The following is a 17,964-nucleotide window of genomic DNA, read 5'->3' as shown; positions in this document are numbered from 1 at the left end:
GGCTTGGTCTCTAGTGCAGTGAATCATTCAGAAGGTGCAGGGAGCCGGTCGATTTTGGCGAGGATGGTGTCGGCGGGCTTTGTCCAGACAAAGGGCTTGGATGCCTTGTTGTGCGCGCGGATGTAGCGGGCGATGGCGTCTTGCAGGTCGGCCACGGACTTGAACACGCCACGCCGGATGCTTCGGCGGGTGATGATAGAGAAGAAGCCCTCGATTGCGTTGATCCACGAGGCCGAGGTGGGCGTAAAATGGAAGACCCAGCGCGGGTGATCGGCCAACCAGTCCAGCACCTTGGGATGCTTGTGGGTGGCGTAGTTGTCGACGATGGCATGGATCACCTTGCCGACCGGAACGGTGCGCTCCACGGCGTTCAGGAACTTGATGAACTCCTTGTGGGTGTGCTTGGGCAGGCAGCGCCCGACCACGGTGCCGTCCAGGGTGTTCAGCGCGGCGAACAGCGTGGTCGTGCCGTTGCGCTTGTAGTCGTGCGTCATCGTCCCGCACTTGCCGGGCTTCAACGGCAGGCCCGGCTGGGTGCGGTCGAGCGCCTGGATCTGGCTCTTCTCGTCGATGGACAGAACCACCGCGTGGCAGGGCGGGTCCATGTAGAGGCCGACGATGTCCTCGACCTTGGCGGCAAACGCCGGATCGCTCGACCGTTTGAAGGTGCGCAGGCGGTGGGGCTGGAGGCGGTTGGCCTCCCAGATGCGCTGCACGGCGCGCAGGCTGATGCCGACCGTCTTGGCCATCGCCCGGCCCGTCCAGTGGGTGACCGCACCGGGTGGTTCCGAGCAGGTCAGCGCCAGCACCTTGGCCACCGTTGTGGTGGGCAGCGGCGCTTGGCCGGGCTTGCGCGTCTTGTCGCGCAGCAGCCCGTCCACGCCCTGTTCGGCGTAGCGCACCTGCCAGCGCCAGACCGCCGGGCGGCTGACGCCGCCCCGGCGCGCCACCTCCAGAACGGGCAGCCGCTCGGCCGAGAGCAGGATGATGTTCGCCCGTTGAGCATGCTTCTGCGGGCGGTTGCGGTCGGCAAGGATCGCAGCCAAGCGCGCGCGATCCTCCGGTCCTACGATGACGCTGACGGTCTGGGCCATGCCGACAGAATCGCACGTCGGCGGCCCTTTGTGAATCTTACGTCTGCGTCAGTGCACTAGCTCGAAGCTGGCAAGGTCTTTCTTGAAGGGGACTTCATGTTTGGCAATGTTCGCGACAAGGGAGTGCGTGCACAGGAAAAAATTTGGAATTTCAAACAGATAGGATGATGCCGAACCGACTATTTATCTTGCTGAAGTTAAAGTTGGGAAGCGCATTATCAACCGAAATGGTCCGACAACTGTGTCTCACCCATCAGGCGGCTTGTCTGAGGCACCATGGGAAGCCTGATTTGGTCACGATAGTCCGCAGCATCCAGGTTGTTGAGAGCGCTTTGGATGAGATTCCAAAAGGGGGCGGTCCGTTCAGCCGGATCGGCAGCAATCCTGTTTCTGTGAAGCCCACAGAGTGAATCATCGCTCTGGTTGACAACCAAGCTGCCCAATTCTCGATGGGAAGATCGGTTCTGACAACGGAAAACGCCCCGAATCGGACCAGCGTGGTCCGATTCGGGGGCGCTCACGCCGATCCGTTACTCGGCCGCCACCGCCGCCGGGCGGGACTCTTCGACCGGCACCGTCCGGATGAGATAGTCGAAGGCGGACAGCGCGGCCTTGGCGCCCTCGCCCATGGCGATGATGATCTGCTTGAATGGCGCCGTCGTCGCGTCGCCGGCGGCGAACACGCCCGGCACCGAGGTCCGGCCGTGGGCGTCGACCTCGATTTCGCCGCGCGGGGACAGCGCCACCGCGCCCTTCAGCCATTCGGTGTTGGGCACCAAGCCGATCTGCACAAAGATGCCCTCCAGCTCCAGCCGCTTCAGCTCGCCGCCGACGCGGTCCTTGTAGGACAGGCCGACGACCTTGGCGCCATCGCCATGCACCTCGGTGGTCTGGCCAGAGGTGATGACCGTCACGTTGGGCAGGCTGTGCAGCTTGCGCTGGAGCACCGCGTCGGCGCGCAGCTGGCTGTCGAACTCGATCAGCGTGACGTGCGCCACCAGACCGGCGAGGTCGATCGCCGCCTCGACGCCGGAGTTGCCGCCGCCGATCACCGCCACGCGCTTGCCCTTGAACAGCGGGCCGTCGCAGTGCGGGCAGTAGGCCACGCCCTTGTTGCGGTACTCGGCTTCGCCCGGCACGTTCATTGAGCGCCAGCGGGCGCCGGTCGACAGCACCACCGTGCGCGCCTTCAGCGAGGCGCCGCCGGCCAGCCTGACCTCGATCAGACCGCCCGGCTCCGCCGCCGGCACCAGCGCCTCGGCGAGCTGGAGATTCATGATGTCGACGTCGTATTCCTTGACGTGCTGCTCCAGCGCCGAGGCCAGCTTCGGCCCCTCGGTGTGTGACACCGAGATGAAGTTCTCGATCGCCATGGTGTCCAGCACCTGGCCGCCGAAGCGCTCGGCGGCGACACCGGTGCGGATGCCCTTGCGGGCGGCGTAGACCGCAGCCGCGGCACCGGCCGGGCCACCGCCGATCACCAGCACCTCGAAGGCGGCCTTGGCCTTGATCTTCTCGGCCTCGCGGGCGGCGGCGCCGGTGTCGAGCTTGGCAACGATCTGCTCCAGACCCATGCGGCCCTGGGCGAAGGGCTCGCCGTTCAGGAAGACGGTCGGCACGGCCATCACCTGGCGCGCCTCGACCTCCTGCTGGAACAGGGCGCCGTCGATGGCGACATGCTGAATCCGCGGATTCAGCGCGCTCATCAGGTTCAGCGCCTGCACCACGTCGGGGCAGTTCTGGCAGGACAGCGAGAAGTAGGTCTCGAAGCGGTAATCGCCGTCGAGATCCTTGATGCGCTCGATCAGGTCCGCCGCTTCCTTGGACGGATGGCCGCCGACCTGCAGAAGCGCCAGAACGAGCGAATTGAATTCATGGCCCATCGGCAGGCCGGCGAAGCGCACGGCGATGTCGGTACCGGCACGGCGGATCGCGAAGGATGGCGTGCGCGCGTCGTCGTGGCGCAGCAGCGTGATCCTGTCCGACAGGGAGGCGATGTCTTCCAGCAGGCCCAGCAGCTCCTGGGACTTGGGGGCATCGTCGAGAGACGCAACCAGTTCGACGGGCTGCGTGATTCGCTCAAGGTAGCCCTTCAACTGGGTCTTGAGGGTGGCATCCAGCATGGCAATGGTTCCCGAGCTTGTTGTTTTCGGAGCGAACCGGTGCGCACGTCGGCACTCGTCGTCGGCGTTGGTCCGGGCGGAGTGAGAGGTGGAGAGAAGGTGAGGGGAGGGGGTGGACGGCCCCGGACCCGGCAAGACACCGGATGCGGAACCGTCCGCCGGTCACGGGACCTTAGATCTTGCCGACCAGGTCGAGCGACGGGGCGAGGGTCTTCTCGCCTTCCTGCCACTTGGCCGGGCAAACTTCGCCCGGGTGGGACGCGACGTACTGGGCGGCCTTGACCTTGCGCAGCAGCTCAAGGGCGTCACGGCCGATGCCGCCGGCGGTGATCTCGACGATCTGGATCTTGCCGTTGGGGTCGACGACGAAGGTGCCGCGGTCAGCCAAGCCGACTTCTTCGATCATGACCTCGAAGTTGCGGGTGATGGTGCCGGTCGGATCGCCGACCATCGTGTACTCGATCTTGCCGATCGCCGGCGAGGTGTCGTGCCAGGCCTTGTGCGAGAAGTGGGTGTCGGTCGAGACGCTGTAGATCTCGACGCCCAGATTCTGGAACTCGCCGTAGTTGTTCGCCAGATCCTCAAGCTCGGTCGGGCAGACGAAGGTGAAGTCGGCGGGATAGAAGAACACGACCGACCACTTGCCCTTTAGATCGGCATCGGTCACGTCGATGAACTTGCCGTTCTTGAAGGCGGTCGCCTTGAACGGCTTAATTTCAGTGTTGATCAAGGACATAGCGTTCTCCGAGGGGGAATAATCAATGAAAGACGCGCCGGTCTTGGCGTCCGCTTCGCGATGCTGCCCCGCGCGGCGCCCCGGAGGGGCCTTGCGGCGGTGCGGTTCGTCAGGATCGGTGCGACATCTCCTTGGTTGGTTTGACCAGAGGAGAGATAGGGGAAATCTGTGACCGAGAGAAGCACAAAAAACCGATTGAATTGATCGGAAAAAACGATCAATCATACCACCATGAAACCGCTTCCCACTCTGCGCCAGCTCCGTTATCTGGTTGCCGTGGTTGATCGCTGCCATTTTGGGCAGGCGGCCGAGGCATGTCTGGTCAGCCAGTCCACCCTCAGCGCCGGCATCCAGGAACTGGAGGATCTGCTTGGCACCCCGCTGCTGGAGCGCACCCGGCGTTCGGTGATGCCGACCCCATTGGGGCGGGAGATCGCCGAGCGGGCTCGGGCGCTGCTGAAGGAGGCGGAGGATCTGGTTGACATCACCCGCTCGGCCGCCGACCCGATGTCCGGACCGCTGCATCTGGGGGTGATCCCGACCATCGGACCTTTCCTGATCCCCCGCGTGATGCCGGACCTGCGTGCCGCCTTTCCCAACCTGAAGCTCTATCTGCGCGAGGACCAGACCGCACGGCTGCTGGCCCAGCTCGACTTGGGCAAGCTGGACGCCGCCCTGCTGGCCTTGCCCTACCCGATGGGCAACGACATCGAGACGCTGGACGTCGCCGAGGATCGCTTCTCCTTCGTCTGCCCGCCGGGCCATCGGCTGAGCGCTGGACCGACGGCGCATCCCGTCGACATGGCGCGGGAGGAGATGCTGCTGCTGGAGGATGGGCACTGCCTGCGTGACCACGCGCTCGCCGCCTGCGCGCTGGAGAGCGCTCCCCGCAACGCCACTTTCCAAGGCACCAGCCTTCACACGCTGGTGCAGATGGCGGCCAACGGGCTGGGCGTGACGCTGCTGCCGCAGATGGCCGTGGATTCAGGGATCCTGCGCGGTCTCGACCTCGTTGCGCGTCCGCTCGACGAGGACAGCCCCGGCCGCCGGATCGCCCTGGTCTGGCGCCGGACCTCGGGCCGCAAGGAGACTTTTCGGCGCCTGGGAGCCGCTTTGAAGGAGGCGATGGAGCGGGAGGAGGGCGATCCGGTGTCGGTTGATGCTTCCCGCGGAACGGAACTGGCGCTGTTGCAAGAGCAAGGTACCGGATGAGACTTGTCCGGATCTCCGCTTTCACCTTGAACTTCGCTGCATGCCGATCCCTTCACCCGCCTGTTCGGTTCAACTGAGGTTCGTAGATCACGATCTTCGAGCCTCCATCGAAACGGAAGCCGACACTGATCAGATCTTTCAAACACTCATGCACGCGTGTTTGAAATGCGAATGGGACATAAAGCAACAGGAAGCCACCGCCGCCCGCGCCAAGCAATTTTCCGCCAAGAGCACCAGCGGAAAGTGCAGTATCGTACAGATCGTCAATTCTCTTATTTGAAACTGACGAGGATAAATCTCTTTTTATCATCCAGCTTTCATGCAGGAGCCTGCCAATTTCGTCCAGTGATCGATGTTCCGTTCTCAGTATTTCCGTGGCTTCATCCGCCATGGCATACAAAGTACGCAAATGAGTTTCTCGACTGCTCAAATTTCTGAGCTTATCTTTTTCAATCTCTGAGGCAATCCGAGTAAATCCTGTGAAATACAGAACCAAGTTACGCTCCAGCATGCTCCGCCGCTCCGCAGAGACGAGCAGGGGGCTCACCTCGATCCTGCCGTCGGTGAGGAAATCAATGCGGTTGATTCCGCCATAGGCGGCCCAGACCTGGTCCTGTGAACCGACATTTTCTCCGATCACCTGTTGCTCGATGCGGATCGCTTCCTCGGCCAACTCCTGTTTGCTTGCCATGCGACCGCGATAGGCGTGCAATGCGTTCAGCAACCCGACTGTGAAGGAGGAACTCGACCCCAGCCCAGACCGCGCCGGCAAATCGCCATCATGATGAATTTCCAATCCCGTCTCGATGCCCATTTCACCCAGGCAGGCACGGACAGAAGGGTGCTTGATTTCAGAGATATTGTGAACTTGTTCGATGTTGGAGTAGACGATGCGATGCTTGTGCTCAAAAAATGGGGGCAATTCGCGCAAGCTGATATAGCAATACTTGTTTATCGATCCCCCAATCACCGCGCCGCCGTGATGGCGATACCATTGTGGAAAATCAGTCCATCCCCCGAATAGAGGCACGCGGAAAGGAGTTCGGCTGATGATCATTGTCTTCCCGTTAATTAATAATGAATCAGAAGATAGTTGTTATTTTGATTGAGCCTACATAATGGCTTCATGTTGTTCTATTAGCAATTTTCGAGCAAGTTTGTGTTTGACCATATCTTGAATATTCTGATTGGTTCTGCTGCCAAATCGTTGATCGACCATCTTGAGATAGCGTGGGTTGGTGAAATATTCTGTGAAGGCATGATCACGAAAGCCCAGCACCTCGGCAGCGGTCAGTTTTTCCGTTGCCAGCGGTTTGCAGTTGAAGCTGTGCTGGGAATATCCGCTCCAATCGTCCGGCAGGTCCCAGCCTTTCGCCACGGCCTGCGTGTAGAGCGGAGATCCTGGATAGGCCATCGCCGAATAGAAGTTCGCGAATTCGCAATTCAGCTCTTTTGCAAGGTCCAGCGTTTCCCGCATGGAATCCAGATCGTCGTCCGGCAGCCCGAAGATATAGTTGCCGATGACGTTGATCCCGGCCTGTTGGATCGCGCGGACGATGCCGACGATGTCCTCCGAGCGTAGCGCTTTTTTCGCCCCATCGCGGACGTGCTTGCTGCCCGATTCGATTCCCAGCGCCAGCCAACGGATCCCGGCATGGCGCAGCATCTCCAGCATCGCCGGCTTGACCGTGTCGACCCGCGCGTACGCCCAGAAATTCAGCGCCCCCCCCAACGCCGCGTTGCGGGGGATGAGCCCCTCGCAGATCGCCGTTACGTGACGCTCGTTCAGCACGAACATCTCATCGACGATCTTGAAGGTGCGCACGCCATAACGTGCGATCAGCAGGTCAATCTCAGCCAGCACGGCGTCCGGGCTGCGGAAGCGGTAGCCGTTTTTGCCGAAGGGCGCGTTGATGCAGCAGAAGCTGCATTTGTACGGGCAACCCAGCGTCGTGTAGATCGAGGCGTAGGGCATGCGCGTGTCCATCGCCCCGAAGCACTGCCAATTGTGCGCGCGGTACTTCTCCATCGGCAGCAGATCCCAGGCATCTCCGCCCAGATCGTGGTCGAGATCCTCGACCAATGGCGCCGCCGAAGTGCGCCGGATTTCCCGCGAACCATTCTCGGCGGTGTGCCAGTGGACGATGCCCGGTACCTCGGCCACATCGAACGGTCCATCGGATTTCAGCGCTCGCAACAGCGCATCCAGCGTCACGGGCCCTTCACCGGTTGCGGCGAAATCGACCGCCTCCTCATGCAGGGTGCGTTCCGGCAAGGCGGCGACATGCCCGCCGATCAGGATGATCGGGCAATCAGGCGAAATCTCCTTGACGGTCCGGGCAATAGCACCCGCTGCCGGCATCGACTGCGTCGAGGCCGAGGGCTGATGGCCGTAGACCACCAGCGCGACCAACCGTGGATCGAGTTCTGCCACCCGATCAGCCACGGTGGATGGATCAAGCCCATCGGCTTCGCTGTCGATGATGGCGACGCTGTTCCCCCGCATGCGGCAATAGGCCGCAAGCAACCGACACCACAAAGGCGGCTCGACCGCTGTCAGATCATCGGCCAGGGTCTGGTACACTTGGCGGCGGCCGCCCGGGTGGATGAGCACGAGGTCGATGCGGCCAGTGGCGGGAGCGGTCATGGAAATGTGACTTCCTTTCCCGATTCAGACGTTGCTGTACAGGCCGTTGCGCAGCATGCGGTAGCCCTTGATCAGTTCCCGGATGCCGTCGTCGAGCGAGAAGGCCGGCTTGTAGCCGGTCGCCTCGATCCGCTCGTTGGAGACGATGTAGTCGCGCTTGTCCGGGTCCTCGCCGATCGGCGCCTCCAGGTAGACGAATTTGGGAAGATGGCGGGCGATGACCGCGCACAGCTCCCACTTCGACAGGTTGGCGTCCGACAGGCCGACGTTGTAGGGCCGGTCCTTCATCGTCTCGAACCGGTCGAGCCCATGCAGGAAGGCGCGGGCGACGTCGCGGATGTGGATGTAGTTGCGCTTGAAGTGCGGTTCGAACAGCACCACGGCGCGGTCGTTCACCGCCCGGTGGACGAAGTCGTTGACCAGCAGGTCGATCCGCATGCGCGGCGCCATGCCGAACACGGTGGCCAGCCGGAAGGAGAGGGCGTTGCCGCGTTCCAGCACCGCCGCCTCGGCCTCGACCTTGGTGCGCCCGTAGAGCGAGATCGGCCGCAGCGGCGTCTCCTCGGTGCAGAACTTGCCCGTCTCGCCGATGCCGTAGCCGGAGTTGGTGACCGGCATCATGATCCGCTGCTCGCGTGACAGCAGCCGCACCAGCGTCAGCACCGCGTCGCGGTTGGTGCTGGTCGCCGCCAGCATGTCGGCGTCGCACAGCGGGGCGCCGACCAGCGCCGCCAGCGGGATCACCACGTCGGCGCTCTTCAGCAGCGGCTTCAGCACATCCTCGCTGCGGGCGTCACCGCGCACGACGTCGAAATTCGGGTGGGCGCAGACATGGGCCAGCGACACCTGCCGGAACAGGAAGCTGTCCAGCACCGTGACCTTGTGCCCGCCGTCGAGCAGGGCCGGAACCAGGATGGACCCGAGATAGCCGGCGCCGCCGGTGACGAGGATGCTCTTGCTGTCGGCCATGGGGTTTCTCGGGATCGGTTCAGGAGCACACGCGGTCGAGCACGGCGCGCAGCCGCTCGATCTGCGGGGTCAGGTCGAAGGGGTGGTTGCCGACGAAGAAGCCCAGATCATGCGCCGTGTGGGCGTTCCTGATCTCGCCGACCGTGTCGTAGTCATAGTATTTCAGCACGTCGTGGCGCAGGAAGCAGCCACCGGTGATGATGCGGAAGCCGATGTCGGCCTCCTTCAGCGCCGCGAACACCTTCTCCCGGTCGGGATTGCGGTCCGGGTTGAGAATGATCGTGAAGCTGAAGCAGGAGGAGACGCCGTTCTCGCGCTGGATGACGAAGCGGTCGTCCCCGGCGAACAGCTCGTGGAACAGCGCCATGTTGCGGCGGCGGGCGGCGGTCAGGGCCGGCAGCTTCTTCAACTGTTCCCGTCCGATGACGCCCTCCATCTCCAGCGGGCGGACGTTGTAGCCCGGCAGGATGAAGCGGTAGGCCTCGAAATGGTCGGACGCTCCGCGCTGGTAGAGCGGCGTGTCGTGCGGCAGGTCGCGGGTCCAGCCATGGGCGCGCAGGGCGCGGCAGAGATGGGCCAGCTCCAGATCGTCGGTCAGCACCATCCCGCCCTCCATGGTCGAGATGTGGTGCGAGAAGAAGAAGCTGAACGTGTTGAGGTCGCCGAAGGTGCCGGCCTTGCGACCGTTCAGCTCGGCGTCCATCGATTCGCAATTGTCCTCCAGCACACACAGCCCGTGGGCGTCGGCGAAGGCGCGGATGACGTCGAGCGCCGCCGGGTTGCCGAGGATCGACACCGGAACGATGGCCCTTGTGCGCGGCGTCAGCGCCTGCTCCAGCTTGGAGACGTCGATGTTCAGCGTGTCCAGCTCGACGTCGACGAAGCGCAGCTTCAGGCCGTATTGCTGGAGCGGGTGGTAGGTGGTGGCCCAGGAGATCGCCGGGACGATCACCTCATCGCCGCGCTGGAGCGGGCGCTCCTTCCGGTGGGCGAGTGCTGCGACCGCCACGAGGTTGGCCGAGGAGCCGGAATTGACCATGATGCCGTGGCGGACACCGAAATACTCGGCGAACTCCCGCTCGAACGCGGCCACCTGCTCGCCCATGGTGAAGCGGCCCGAGGCGACCACCCGCTCGATCGCCGCGATCTCCTCCGGTCCCCAGGTGGACGCCGCCAACTCGTAGAACATCGCTTGCACTCTCCTGAATCCGGATCCAGCCTACTTCAGAAAGGACCGCGGAACTGCACCTGATGGGCGAGCTTGGTCCGTTCCGGGTCGGGGGTCCAGGCTGCTTCCCGCGGGCGGACCAGCGCGTGGACGGCGGCGGCCACCGTGCCGGGGTTGGGGTAGAAGGCGGCCTCCAGCGCCGGCGATGGCGGACAGGTGGTCGGGGCGAAGCCGATGCGCTTGACGGCGACCCCGCCCTCCGGCCCGAGCTGCTCCAGCACCGCCGCGACGATCTCCGCCCCGGCGCCGCAGGCGATCCAGCCGGTGTCGGCGACCACCAGCCGCCGCGTCCGCCGTACCGAGTCCACGATGGCGCCAATGTCCAACGGCGACAGCCAGATCGGGTCGATCACCTCGGCCGATATCCCGACCTCCGCCAGGAGCTCGCGGGCGCGCAGGCACTCCACCACCATGTGGGAGATGCCGACCAGCGTCGCATCGCCGCCCGGCGCCACCACCCGCGCCTTGCCCGGCAGCACCTCATAAGGGGCCTCGGGAACATAGGCCTCGGTCGGGTAGAGCAGCCGGTGCTCCATCACGATCACTGGGTTGTCGTCGCGGATGGCGGCGATCATGCAGCCCTTGGCGTCGTGCGCGTTGCTCGGCGCCACCACCTTCAGCCCCGGCACATGCATGAACATGGACTGCAGGCCCTGGGAATGCTGAGCGCCCTGCCCCCAGGATTTGCCGACCATCGAGCGCACGACCAGCGGCACCTTGACCGCGCCGCCGTACATGTAGCGCGCCTTGGCCGCGACGTTGACGAGCTGGTTCATGCAGAGCAGCAGGAAGTCCATGCGGATGTGGACATGGATCGGCCGCATCCCGGCCATGGCGGCGCCGATGGCGACCCCGGTCATGGCGTCCTCCGACAGCGGCGTCGTGAACACCCGCTCCGGCCCGAACCGTTGCAGCAGCCCGGCGGTCGAGCCCTGGATCGCCTTGTGGTCGTCAACGTCCAGCCCGAAGACGAAGACGTCCCCGTCACGCTCCATCTCCTGCGCGAACGCCTCGCGCAGGGCGTCGACGTAGCGCAGCATCCGGCCCCCGGATGCAGCGCCGGGAAGGGACTCAGGCGTAGACGTGGTCATGGAGATCCTCGGGCACCGGGAAGGGGCTCTGTTCGGCGAAGGCGAAGGCGGCGCGCACCGTCGCGGTGATCTCAACCTCGATAGCGGCGACGTCTTCGGGCGGCAGCAGGCCGGCCAGCCGGGCGACCTCGTCGCGCTCCGCCCAGGGCGCCTTCTCGGCGGCGGAGCGGTAGCCCTGATCAAAATCCTCGTTCGGCCCGACATGCTCGCGCCAACGGTAGCAGAGGATCTCCAGGAAGGCCGGGCCGCCGCCGTCGCGCATCGCGGTGACCGCCTCCGCCGCCGCGTCGTGCACGGTGACGGTGCTGCCATCCTCGATCCGCCGGGCGGGAATGCCGTAGGTCGCCACCCGCTCGCACAGCCGGTCGGTGGCCCAGCGCTTGGCCAGCGGCTCGTGGATGGCGTAGCCGTTGTTCTCGCAGACGAACAGGATCGGCAGCTTGTGCAGGGCGGCGAAATTCAGGCTCTCGGCGAAGCAGCCCTCCTCGGTGGCGCCGTCGCCGATGAAGCAGACGACCACGCCGCCCGTCCGCTTGCGCCTGGCGGCCAGGGCGAAGCCGGTCGCCACCGGGATCGAGGTGCCGACCACCGCCGAGGCGCCGATGACGCCGGCCTTCATGTCGACCAGATGCATCGACCCGCCGCGCCCCTCGCAGCAGCCGGTCTTCTTGCCGTACATCTCGGCGATCATCGCGTTCAGGTCGCCGCCCTTGGCGAGGTAGGCGGCGTGCCCGCGGTAGGTGATGGAGACATGGTCGCGCGGCTCCAGCGCGTCGCAGACCCCGGCCGCGATGAATTCCTGGCCGATCGATAGGTGGACCGGGCTCTTGATGACGTCGGTCGGGTAGACGCGCGCCACCTCCTCCTCGACCACGCGGATCAGCCGCAGGGTGCGGTACAGGCGACGATGATGTTCCATGCTTTACCGCTCATACTTCAACTCGATGGCCGACTTCAACCAACAAAATGTACCTCATTTTAATCTCTGTTGTTTTTCGTTTCAATGCGCAATCTTCCTACGGCTATTGAGATCTTGAGTTGTTTTGTGCAACAGCAAACTTGAAATGTTAATTTTCATTATGTTAATGAAATGTTAATAAACGCAGAAAAACTCTTCTTGTTTGAGCGGCGTGCTGGTCGTATGAAATAATTCATGGGTGCGCAATGATTTTCCTCACGGGTGTTTTATTTTCGGGAAATATCTGTCGATCTTGAGCGTTCCAAAAGGGTAATCGGCGTGAACAGCCGGAAGAGCACAAAGCCGACGGTTGGCGCCATCCCGGCGACCTGGCGGCTGTGGGGCGGGAAAACGGCCCCCCTTGTTTTCATGATGCGGACGCCCTTCAATCGTTCGGCAGGAACGCGACATGGCGGACTCAGGCCCGTCATCGAGCGCCCAACGATGCTCTCCTTGTCGTCCATGCTGACCATCGCTCTGCTTGCCGCCGGGCGGATGGTTCATGGAAGATCGTGAGTGAAGATCGTGAGTTGAGAGGGGCGGGCGAGATGACTGCGCGAAAGACCGATAATCCGATGGTCGATCACCGCATCCTGTACCATGACCCGCGTTTCTACGCCGCCTTTCCAACTGTCGCCCTGCGGCCGGACGGAGTTCCGCTGATCGCCTTCCGCCGCGCCCGCGATCACCGCTGGCTGCGTAGTCCGTCCTATCGGCTGGACGAGGCCGGGCGGAACAGCGTCGACCATCTCGACAGCCGCTCGCAGATCGTCCTGTTGGACGGGCTGCCCGGAGACGGTGACGTTCCGGAACCACGGATCCTCCCGCCCGACCCGCAGGCGGCCGACCAGGACGCCAGCCTGCTGGTCCTGCGCGACGGGCGCATCCTGCTGACCGGCTTCTGCTGGTACCCCGTCCCGGCCAGGGACGGGCAGGCGTTGCGGGCGCTGGGCATCGGGCTGGTCGGCAGCCCGCAGGGAGCGGGCGATCTTTATCTCTTCTGGGGCGCCTACGCCCGCTGGAGTGACGACAACGGCCTGACATGGTCGCCGCACCGTTTCCTTCCGCCCCTGCCCGGCCATGGCGACCTCGTGCCGGGGCTGCGGCCGCTGCATGGCGGCGCCCTGCGCGGGCGGGCGGTGGAGCGTCCCGATGGAACGATCCTCCAGGCGACCTACGCCCATCATCCGGCGACCGGGCAATACGCCAGCCATCTCTACGCCTCGACCGACCGGGGCGAAGGCTGGGAGTATCGCGGCATCATCGCCTTCGACCGCGAAGGCGTCGCCGGTTTCTGCGAGACCGCCCTCACGCCGCTTCCCGATGGCGACCTGCTCGCGTTCCACCGCACCACCGGGCTGAAGGACCGGCTGGCGACGTCCCGGTCGCGCGACGGCGGACGGAGCTGGGAGGCGTGGCGGGTCGAGGAGACGGTGATCGGCCATCCCCATGACGCCTGCCCGCTGCCGGACGGACGGATCCTGATCTGCGGCGGCTACCGCCACAAGCCCTACGGGCTGCGCGCCCGGCTGTGGGATCCGGCTTCGGGCGGGATCGGCGGCGCGTCGGAGTTCGTGCTGCGCGACGACGCCCCTTCGGGCGACACCGGCTATCCCTGGGCGACGGCCCTGCCGGACGGGCGGGCGCTGGTCGTCCACTACACAAGCGACGCGGAAGGCGTTCGCCACATCGCGGGAAGCCTGATCGAGCCCGGCTGGTCCTCCGGGCAATCCATATAGGCGCCCAGCGTCGCATCGCGCGGGAAGGGGTGGGGATGGGTCGCCCATTCGCGCTCCATCATCTCGAAGACATGGACGTCGTGCCACGCCCCGTATTTGAAGACATGCTCGCGGTAGACGCCGACCGGCCGGTACCGCAGGATGGACTGGAGCTTCAGCACCTTGGAGTTTCCGGCCATGAAGCTGTTCACCACCTTGTTCATGCCGAGCCGGTAGAAGGCGTAATCCAGGATGAAGGCGTGCATGTAGCCGCCGAATCGCCGCCGGTCCTCGGCGTCGGCGAAATAATGGCCGGTCGAGCAATGCCGGCTGGTCCCATCGATCTGGGCGAAGGCGAGATAACCGACCGGACGGTGTCCGTCACCGGACGCCTCGATCACGAAATGGCGCAGGTCCGCGCGTGCCGCGCTGCGCTCGATCCAGCCGCGCTGCGCCTCCACCCCATGGTCGATGTCGGTGAACATCCAGCGCGTCACGTCCGGCCGCTTGCGCCATTCCAGCAGAAGGGCGGCGTCGTCCGGAATCGGAGGGCGGAAACGGAACATGGCGGGCCTCCCTCAATAGGCGAGCGCGCCGCCGTCCACCGGCAGCAGCACCCCGGTGATCCAGCGCGCGGCGTCCGACAGCAGGAAGGCGATGGCGCCCGCCACGTCCTCCGGCTGGCCGAGGCCCATCGGCTGGTGCTCGAGCATCCGGGCGAACTGCTCGGCGGTCAGCTTGACGCGGGCCTGGCGGACCAGTTCGGTTTCCACGAGCGCGGGCACGACGCAGTTGACCCGGATGCCGTCGCGCAGCAACTCCAGGGCCAGCCCCTTGGTCGCCGCCTGGACCCCGCCCTTGCTGGCCGCGTAGACGACGTTGCCCGGCGTGCCGATCTGCCCGGCGATCGAGGAGACATAGACCAGCGCGGCCCTGTCGGCATGGACGCCCTTCTGCCGGAAGCCGCGTGCGAGCGCCAGGGCGCTGCCGAGGTTGGCGTCGACGATGCGGTCGAAGAAGGCGGCGTCGAAGGAGCGGATCGGCCGCGTTTCCTGCACGCCGGCGCAATGGACCAGCCCGGCGAGCGGCCCGCCGGCTTCCGCGACGCCCTTGACCCAGCCCGGCACGGCGTCCAGTTCGGCAAGGTCGAGCGGCGCGGCCGCCGCATGGCCATCGCCCGTCAGGAGCCCCAGCGTGCCGGCCAGCCGTCCGGCGTCGCGCCCGGCCGCCGTCACCCGCGCGCCGAGCTGCGACAGCAGGATGGCGGTCGCCTGCCCGATGCCGGACGAGGCGCCGGTCACCAGCAGGTGGCGACCGGTCAGGTCGAGCGGATTTACGGTTGCGCAGGAAGGAGAAGAGGCGTCATTCATCGGGACGGCTCCGTCCTGCTGCCCAGCGCCCGTTCCATGAAGTCCGAGACCTCGGCTGCCCAGCGCCGGCCCTGGTGGTCGCGTGCGGCGCCTTGGCGGGCGTTGCGGCGGATCGTGCCGGTCAAGCGCGGGTCGTCGAGGAGACGCGCGATCGCTGCACGGAACCGCCGCTGGAAGGCGGGATCCGCCGGCTCGGCGGTGGGGTCGAGGAGGGAGCGGCAATCCTCGGCATAGACCGCATCCTCGACCCCGCGCGGCGTTACCGACGCACGGCGTCCCGGCACCACCCAGCCGTTGACGCGATGGCGGATGAACTCGTCCACGCCGTAGACGTCGCTCGCCACCAGGGCCAGCCCGCCACGCAGCGCCCGGACGATCGAAACCGCGTGGAGCAATCCCGACGGCAGCAGGAACAGGTCGGCCTCCCGGTAGAGCGCGTCGATCTCGCCGTCGCTCAGCCGCTCGCGGATCCAGGTGACGGCCGGATGGCGGCGTGAACGGCCGATCAAGCCTTCGGCCCCCGCCGCCGGCAGGTCGGAGCGCATCAGCAGCCGGAGCCCGTCGTGCCGACCGGCCAGATGCAGGAAGGCGGCCAGCACGTCCGGTCCGCCGCGCGCATGGAAGTTGTCGCGGGCGAGGCTGTTGGTGAACAGCAGGGTCGTTACCGCCCGCCGGACCGCCGGCGCCTTCGGCCGGCCGGAAAGCCGGAAAGACTCCAGGTCGATGCCGAGGCGGATGTAGGCGGTTTTCGTGGCGACGGCGGAGTCGTCGAGTAACCGGCCGAGTCGCCTCCTGGTTTCGCGGATGTGGGTGAAGACGCCCAGGCAGGACGGATCGCCCAGCCGTTCGCGCAGCAGGACCGTCTGCGCGTCGCCGGTGCGCAGCGTCACCGTGGGGTAGGTCGCCATCGGGGCGGCCACCATGTTCGGATGCTCCAGATGGAAGATCCAGGGCCGTCCGTCGAGTGCGAAGGGCACGGTGTGGTGGAAGGTCAGATCGGCTGCGGGCACCGCGAAGAAGGCGCCGGGAAGCCGATGCACGAGAAAATCGGCGAGGGCAGCGCGACGGGCCGGCTCCACCCGCTCGGCCCAGGCGATCAGGTCGGGCAGCAGCGCAAGCGCGCGGGCCGGCTCCAGCGCTGCCGCCAGATCGGCCCAGCGCGCGCCCACCCGGCTTCCTTGCCCGAGCGCCGAGGTGATGACCGGATGCGGACCGCTGTACGGCCGGTAGAACGGCAGGCGCCAGGGAATGGCGACACGGATGTGTCCGGCCGTCGGCAGGGCCGTCGGATCTTGATCCGGAGCGGGGCCGAGAAGATCGCGCAGGCGGGGCAGCAGGGCAGGGGCCAGCACCGTCGCGGCGATGGCGACGGCAAAGGCGCGCACCAGCGAAGGATCCTGGCGGATCGCACGCTCAGCGGCCTCGAAGGCGGCCTCGGGCCGGCCGGCGCGCAGCCGGATATGAGCCAGATGCTGTAGGTCGGCGGCGTCGGAACCGGGCAGGGCGGCGACCCGTTCGGCGGTCTCCAGGGCCTCGGCCACCCGTCCGCCGATGGCGAGCGCCATGCGGCGGCGGCGCAGCGCGGCTCCGTCCGTCGGCAGCGGCTCGGGCAGGGCGTCGAGCGCGGCGACGGCGGCGTCCCAACGCTGTGCCTGCACCAGCCGGTCGATGAGGGCAAAGGGGGCGATGACGGAGGAACGCATGCGTCGTGGCGCCGTCATGGCAGCATGGGCTTGCGGTCGCTTCCGACCTCGACCACCGCCGGGGGCGGGAGCGGACCGATGTCGCCGACCAGGGCGCCCCAGGACCATCCCACCCCGAAGCCGGCCAGCAGGACGCGGCGGCGGTGCTCCGCCAGATCGGTCGACAGGCGGTGGCTGATCGCCAGCGGGATCGAGGCGGAGCTGGTGTTCCCGAACTCCTCCATGTCGACGACGAAGCGGCCCTCGGGAAAGCCCGTCTTCTTGCGCAGATGGTCCAGCATGAACTTGTTGGCCTGATGCATCACGCACCAGTCGATGGCGTCCACCGTCGTTCCGGCATGGTCCAGCGTCTGCCGCACCAGCGGCGGCACCGCCTTCAGGGTGAAGCCGAATACCTCCGCTCCGTTCAGATGGAGCCGCGCGTCGCGGAACAGCCGCTCCTCCTCCTCCGGACTGCGCGGGGCGGTGGGAGGCACCAGGCTGTCACGCCGCCCGCCGGCCTTGATGCGGATGTGGGACGCGCCTGCCCCGTCGGTACCGGCGACCACGAAGAGGCGCCCGGCCGTCTCGTCCCGTTCCAGCGCGGTGGCGGAGCCGGCGTCGCCGAACAGGGGCAGGGTGGAGCGGTCGTCGGGCCGCAGATGGCGGGTGGAGGTGTCGCCGCATAGGACCAGCGCCCGGCCTGGCCGGCCCGGTTCCGTCACGATTCCGGACAGCAGCCGCGCTGCGATCCAGGTGCCGTAGACGAAGCCGGAGCAGCCGAGATTGACGTCGAACGCCGCGCAGGAGGTGGAGAGGCCGAGATGCTGCTGGATGACGCAGGCGGTGGCCGGAAGGTTGTAGTCGGCGTCCTGCGAGACGAAGACCAGCACATCGATGCTGCCCGGCTCCCAACCGATCTGTGCCAGCAGCCCTTCCGCCGCCGCCACGCAGAGGTCGGACGCGCAGAGATGCGGTGGCAGGACGCGCCGTCCCCGCACGCCGGTCGAAGCTGCCAGCTTTTCCGCCTCCTCTCGCGTGAAGGGGGCAGGATCGTCCAGAAAGGAGTGGCGGTCGGCCGGGACTGCGGCCTGGAATCCGGCAAAGCGCACCCCATCGACGACCGCCTTGACCAT

General features: G+C 65.9%; 16 protein-coding genes. 2 read left to right on the top strand and 14 right to left on the bottom strand.

Annotated features, from left to right (window positions below):
• Nucleotides 1-23: 23 nt before the first annotated feature.
• The 3 genes from JN22_RS08880 to ahpC form a co-directional block, all read right to left on the bottom strand.
• Nucleotides 24-1,094 carry an IS630 family transposase gene (locus JN22_RS08880; protein ID WP_085553611.1) on the bottom strand — a complete coding sequence of 357 codons (1,071 nt, stop codon included), beginning with the start codon at nucleotides 1,092-1,094 and terminating at the stop codon, nucleotides 24-26.
• Between the two features lie 530 nt (nucleotides 1,095-1,624).
• Nucleotides 1,625-3,217, bottom strand: a complete 1,593-nt coding sequence (ahpF, locus tag JN22_RS08875) for an alkyl hydroperoxide reductase subunit F (protein ID WP_085553610.1) — start codon at nucleotides 3,215-3,217, stop codon at nucleotides 1,625-1,627.
• Nucleotides 3,218-3,389: 172 nt separating this feature from the next.
• On the bottom strand, nucleotides 3,390-3,953 hold the full coding sequence (ahpC, locus tag JN22_RS08870) for an alkyl hydroperoxide reductase subunit C (protein ID WP_085553609.1): 564 nt from the start codon (nucleotides 3,951-3,953) through the stop codon (nucleotides 3,390-3,392).
• A gap of 231 nt (nucleotides 3,954-4,184) precedes the next feature.
• Here ahpC and JN22_RS08865 point away from each other — a divergent pair, with 231 nt between their 5' ends.
• Nucleotides 4,185-5,165, top strand: a complete 981-nt coding sequence (locus tag JN22_RS08865) for a hydrogen peroxide-inducible genes activator (protein WP_085553608.1) — start codon at nucleotides 4,185-4,187, stop codon at nucleotides 5,163-5,165.
• Between the two features lie 52 nt (nucleotides 5,166-5,217).
• On the opposite strand, the gene JN22_RS08860 is transcribed toward JN22_RS08865, so the two are convergent.
• The 7 genes from JN22_RS08860 to JN22_RS08830 form a co-directional block, all read right to left on the bottom strand.
• Nucleotides 5,218-6,222, bottom strand: coding sequence for a GHMP family kinase ATP-binding protein (locus JN22_RS08860; protein WP_085553607.1), 1,005 nt, complete (start codon nucleotides 6,220-6,222; stop codon nucleotides 5,218-5,220).
• A 54-nt stretch (nucleotides 6,223-6,276) separates the two neighbouring features.
• Nucleotides 6,277-7,812, bottom strand: coding sequence for a B12-binding domain-containing radical SAM protein (locus JN22_RS08855; RefSeq protein WP_085553606.1), 1,536 nt, complete (start codon nucleotides 7,810-7,812; stop codon nucleotides 6,277-6,279).
• A 24-nt stretch (nucleotides 7,813-7,836) separates the two neighbouring features.
• Nucleotides 7,837-8,781: an NAD-dependent epimerase/dehydratase family protein gene (locus tag JN22_RS08850; RefSeq protein WP_085553605.1), complete on the bottom strand. Its 945-nt coding sequence runs from the start codon at nucleotides 8,779-8,781 to the stop codon at nucleotides 7,837-7,839.
• A gap of 19 nt (nucleotides 8,782-8,800) precedes the next feature.
• Nucleotides 8,801-9,970 carry a DegT/DnrJ/EryC1/StrS family aminotransferase gene (locus JN22_RS08845; RefSeq protein ID WP_085553604.1) on the bottom strand — a complete coding sequence of 390 codons (1,170 nt, stop codon included), beginning with the start codon at nucleotides 9,968-9,970 and terminating at the stop codon, nucleotides 8,801-8,803.
• A gap of 35 nt (nucleotides 9,971-10,005) precedes the next feature.
• Nucleotides 10,006-11,049: an alpha-ketoacid dehydrogenase subunit beta gene (locus tag JN22_RS08840; RefSeq protein WP_223677637.1), complete on the bottom strand. Its 1,044-nt coding sequence runs from the start codon at nucleotides 11,047-11,049 to the stop codon at nucleotides 10,006-10,008.
• A 31-nt stretch (nucleotides 11,050-11,080) separates the two neighbouring features.
• Complete coding sequence (locus JN22_RS08835) at nucleotides 11,081-12,019, bottom strand: thiamine pyrophosphate-dependent dehydrogenase E1 component subunit alpha (protein WP_085553602.1); 939 nt, start codon at nucleotides 12,017-12,019, stop codon at nucleotides 11,081-11,083.
• A gap of 266 nt (nucleotides 12,020-12,285) precedes the next feature.
• A complete protein-coding gene (locus tag JN22_RS08830; protein WP_143268244.1) occupies nucleotides 12,286-12,522 on the bottom strand; it encodes a hypothetical protein in 237 nt (78 codons plus the stop codon).
• A 111-nt stretch (nucleotides 12,523-12,633) separates the two neighbouring features.
• Here JN22_RS08830 and JN22_RS08825 point away from each other — a divergent pair, with 111 nt between their 5' ends.
• Nucleotides 12,634-13,797 (top strand): exo-alpha-sialidase, encoded by a 1,164-nt coding sequence (locus JN22_RS08825; RefSeq protein ID WP_085553601.1) that lies wholly within the window; start codon nucleotides 12,634-12,636, stop codon nucleotides 13,795-13,797.
• Here JN22_RS08825 and JN22_RS08820 read toward each other — a convergent pair.
• From JN22_RS08820 to JN22_RS08805, 4 genes are read right to left on the bottom strand one after another with little or no spacing between them, the layout of a single operon-like run.
• A complete protein-coding gene (locus JN22_RS08820) occupies nucleotides 13,716-14,342 on the bottom strand; it encodes a GNAT family N-acetyltransferase (RefSeq protein ID WP_085553600.1) in 627 nt (208 codons plus the stop codon). The genes JN22_RS08825 and JN22_RS08820 overlap by 82 nt on opposite strands.
• Nucleotides 14,343-14,354: 12 nt before the next feature.
• Nucleotides 14,355-15,146: an SDR family NAD(P)-dependent oxidoreductase gene (locus tag JN22_RS08815; RefSeq protein ID WP_085553599.1), complete on the bottom strand. Its 792-nt coding sequence runs from the start codon at nucleotides 15,144-15,146 to the stop codon at nucleotides 14,355-14,357.
• Entirely contained in the window at nucleotides 15,143-16,849 is a 1,707-nt protein-coding gene (locus tag JN22_RS08810) for a glycosyltransferase (RefSeq protein WP_085553598.1), read from the bottom strand. The genes JN22_RS08815 and JN22_RS08810 overlap by 4 nt, the downstream gene beginning before the upstream one ends.
• Before the next feature lie 14 nt (nucleotides 16,850-16,863).
• Nucleotides 16,864-17,964: a 3-oxoacyl-ACP synthase III family protein gene (locus JN22_RS08805; RefSeq protein WP_085553597.1), complete on the bottom strand. Its 1,101-nt coding sequence runs from the start codon at nucleotides 17,962-17,964 to the stop codon at nucleotides 16,864-16,866.

Source organism: Azospirillum agricola (assembly GCF_020005195.1).
GTDB classification, from domain to species: domain Bacteria; phylum Pseudomonadota; class Alphaproteobacteria; order Azospirillales; family Azospirillaceae; genus Azospirillum; species Azospirillum agricola.
Note: the sequence above shows the minus strand (reverse complement) of the source record. Positions and strands in the feature narration are given on the sequence as shown.

Excerpts from the sequence above, each read along its gene's own strand:
- JN22_RS08880 (WP_085553611.1), bottom strand. The coding sequence starts at position 1,094 with ATGGCCCAGACCGTCAGCGTCATCGTAGGACCGGAGGATCGCGCGCGC.
- ahpF (WP_085553610.1), bottom strand. The coding sequence starts at position 3,217 with ATGCTGGATGCCACCCTCAAGACCCAGTTGAAGGGCTACCTTGAGCGA.
- ahpC (WP_085553609.1), bottom strand. The coding sequence starts at position 3,953 with ATGTCCTTGATCAACACTGAAATTAAGCCGTTCAAGGCGACCGCCTTC.
- JN22_RS08865 (WP_085553608.1), top strand. The coding sequence starts at position 4,185 with ATGAAACCGCTTCCCACTCTGCGCCAGCTCCGTTATCTGGTTGCCGTG.
- JN22_RS08860 (WP_085553607.1), bottom strand. The coding sequence starts at position 6,222 with ATGATCATCAGCCGAACTCCTTTCCGCGTGCCTCTATTCGGGGGATGG.
- JN22_RS08855 (WP_085553606.1), bottom strand. The coding sequence starts at position 7,812 with ATGACCGCTCCCGCCACTGGCCGCATCGACCTCGTGCTCATCCACCCG.
- JN22_RS08850 (WP_085553605.1), bottom strand. The coding sequence starts at position 8,781 with ATGGCCGACAGCAAGAGCATCCTCGTCACCGGCGGCGCCGGCTATCTC.
- JN22_RS08845 (WP_085553604.1), bottom strand. The coding sequence starts at position 9,970 with ATGTTCTACGAGTTGGCGGCGTCCACCTGGGGACCGGAGGAGATCGCG.
- JN22_RS08840 (WP_223677637.1), bottom strand. The coding sequence starts at position 11,049 with ATGCTGCGCTACGTCGACGCCCTGCGCGAGGCGTTCGCGCAGGAGATG.
- JN22_RS08835 (WP_085553602.1), bottom strand. The coding sequence starts at position 12,019 with ATGGAACATCATCGTCGCCTGTACCGCACCCTGCGGCTGATCCGCGTG.
- JN22_RS08830 (WP_143268244.1), bottom strand. The coding sequence starts at position 12,522 with ATGGACGACAAGGAGAGCATCGTTGGGCGCTCGATGACGGGCCTGAGT.
- JN22_RS08825 (WP_085553601.1), top strand. The coding sequence starts at position 12,634 with ATGGTCGATCACCGCATCCTGTACCATGACCCGCGTTTCTACGCCGCC.
- JN22_RS08820 (WP_085553600.1), bottom strand. The coding sequence starts at position 14,342 with ATGTTCCGTTTCCGCCCTCCGATTCCGGACGACGCCGCCCTTCTGCTG.
- JN22_RS08815 (WP_085553599.1), bottom strand. The coding sequence starts at position 15,146 with ATGAATGACGCCTCTTCTCCTTCCTGCGCAACCGTAAATCCGCTCGAC.
- JN22_RS08810 (WP_085553598.1), bottom strand. The coding sequence starts at position 16,849 with ATGCGTTCCTCCGTCATCGCCCCCTTTGCCCTCATCGACCGGCTGGTG.
- JN22_RS08805 (WP_085553597.1), bottom strand. The coding sequence starts at position 17,964 with ATGGTCAAGGCGGTCGTCGATGGGGTGCGCTTTGCCGGATTCCAGGCC.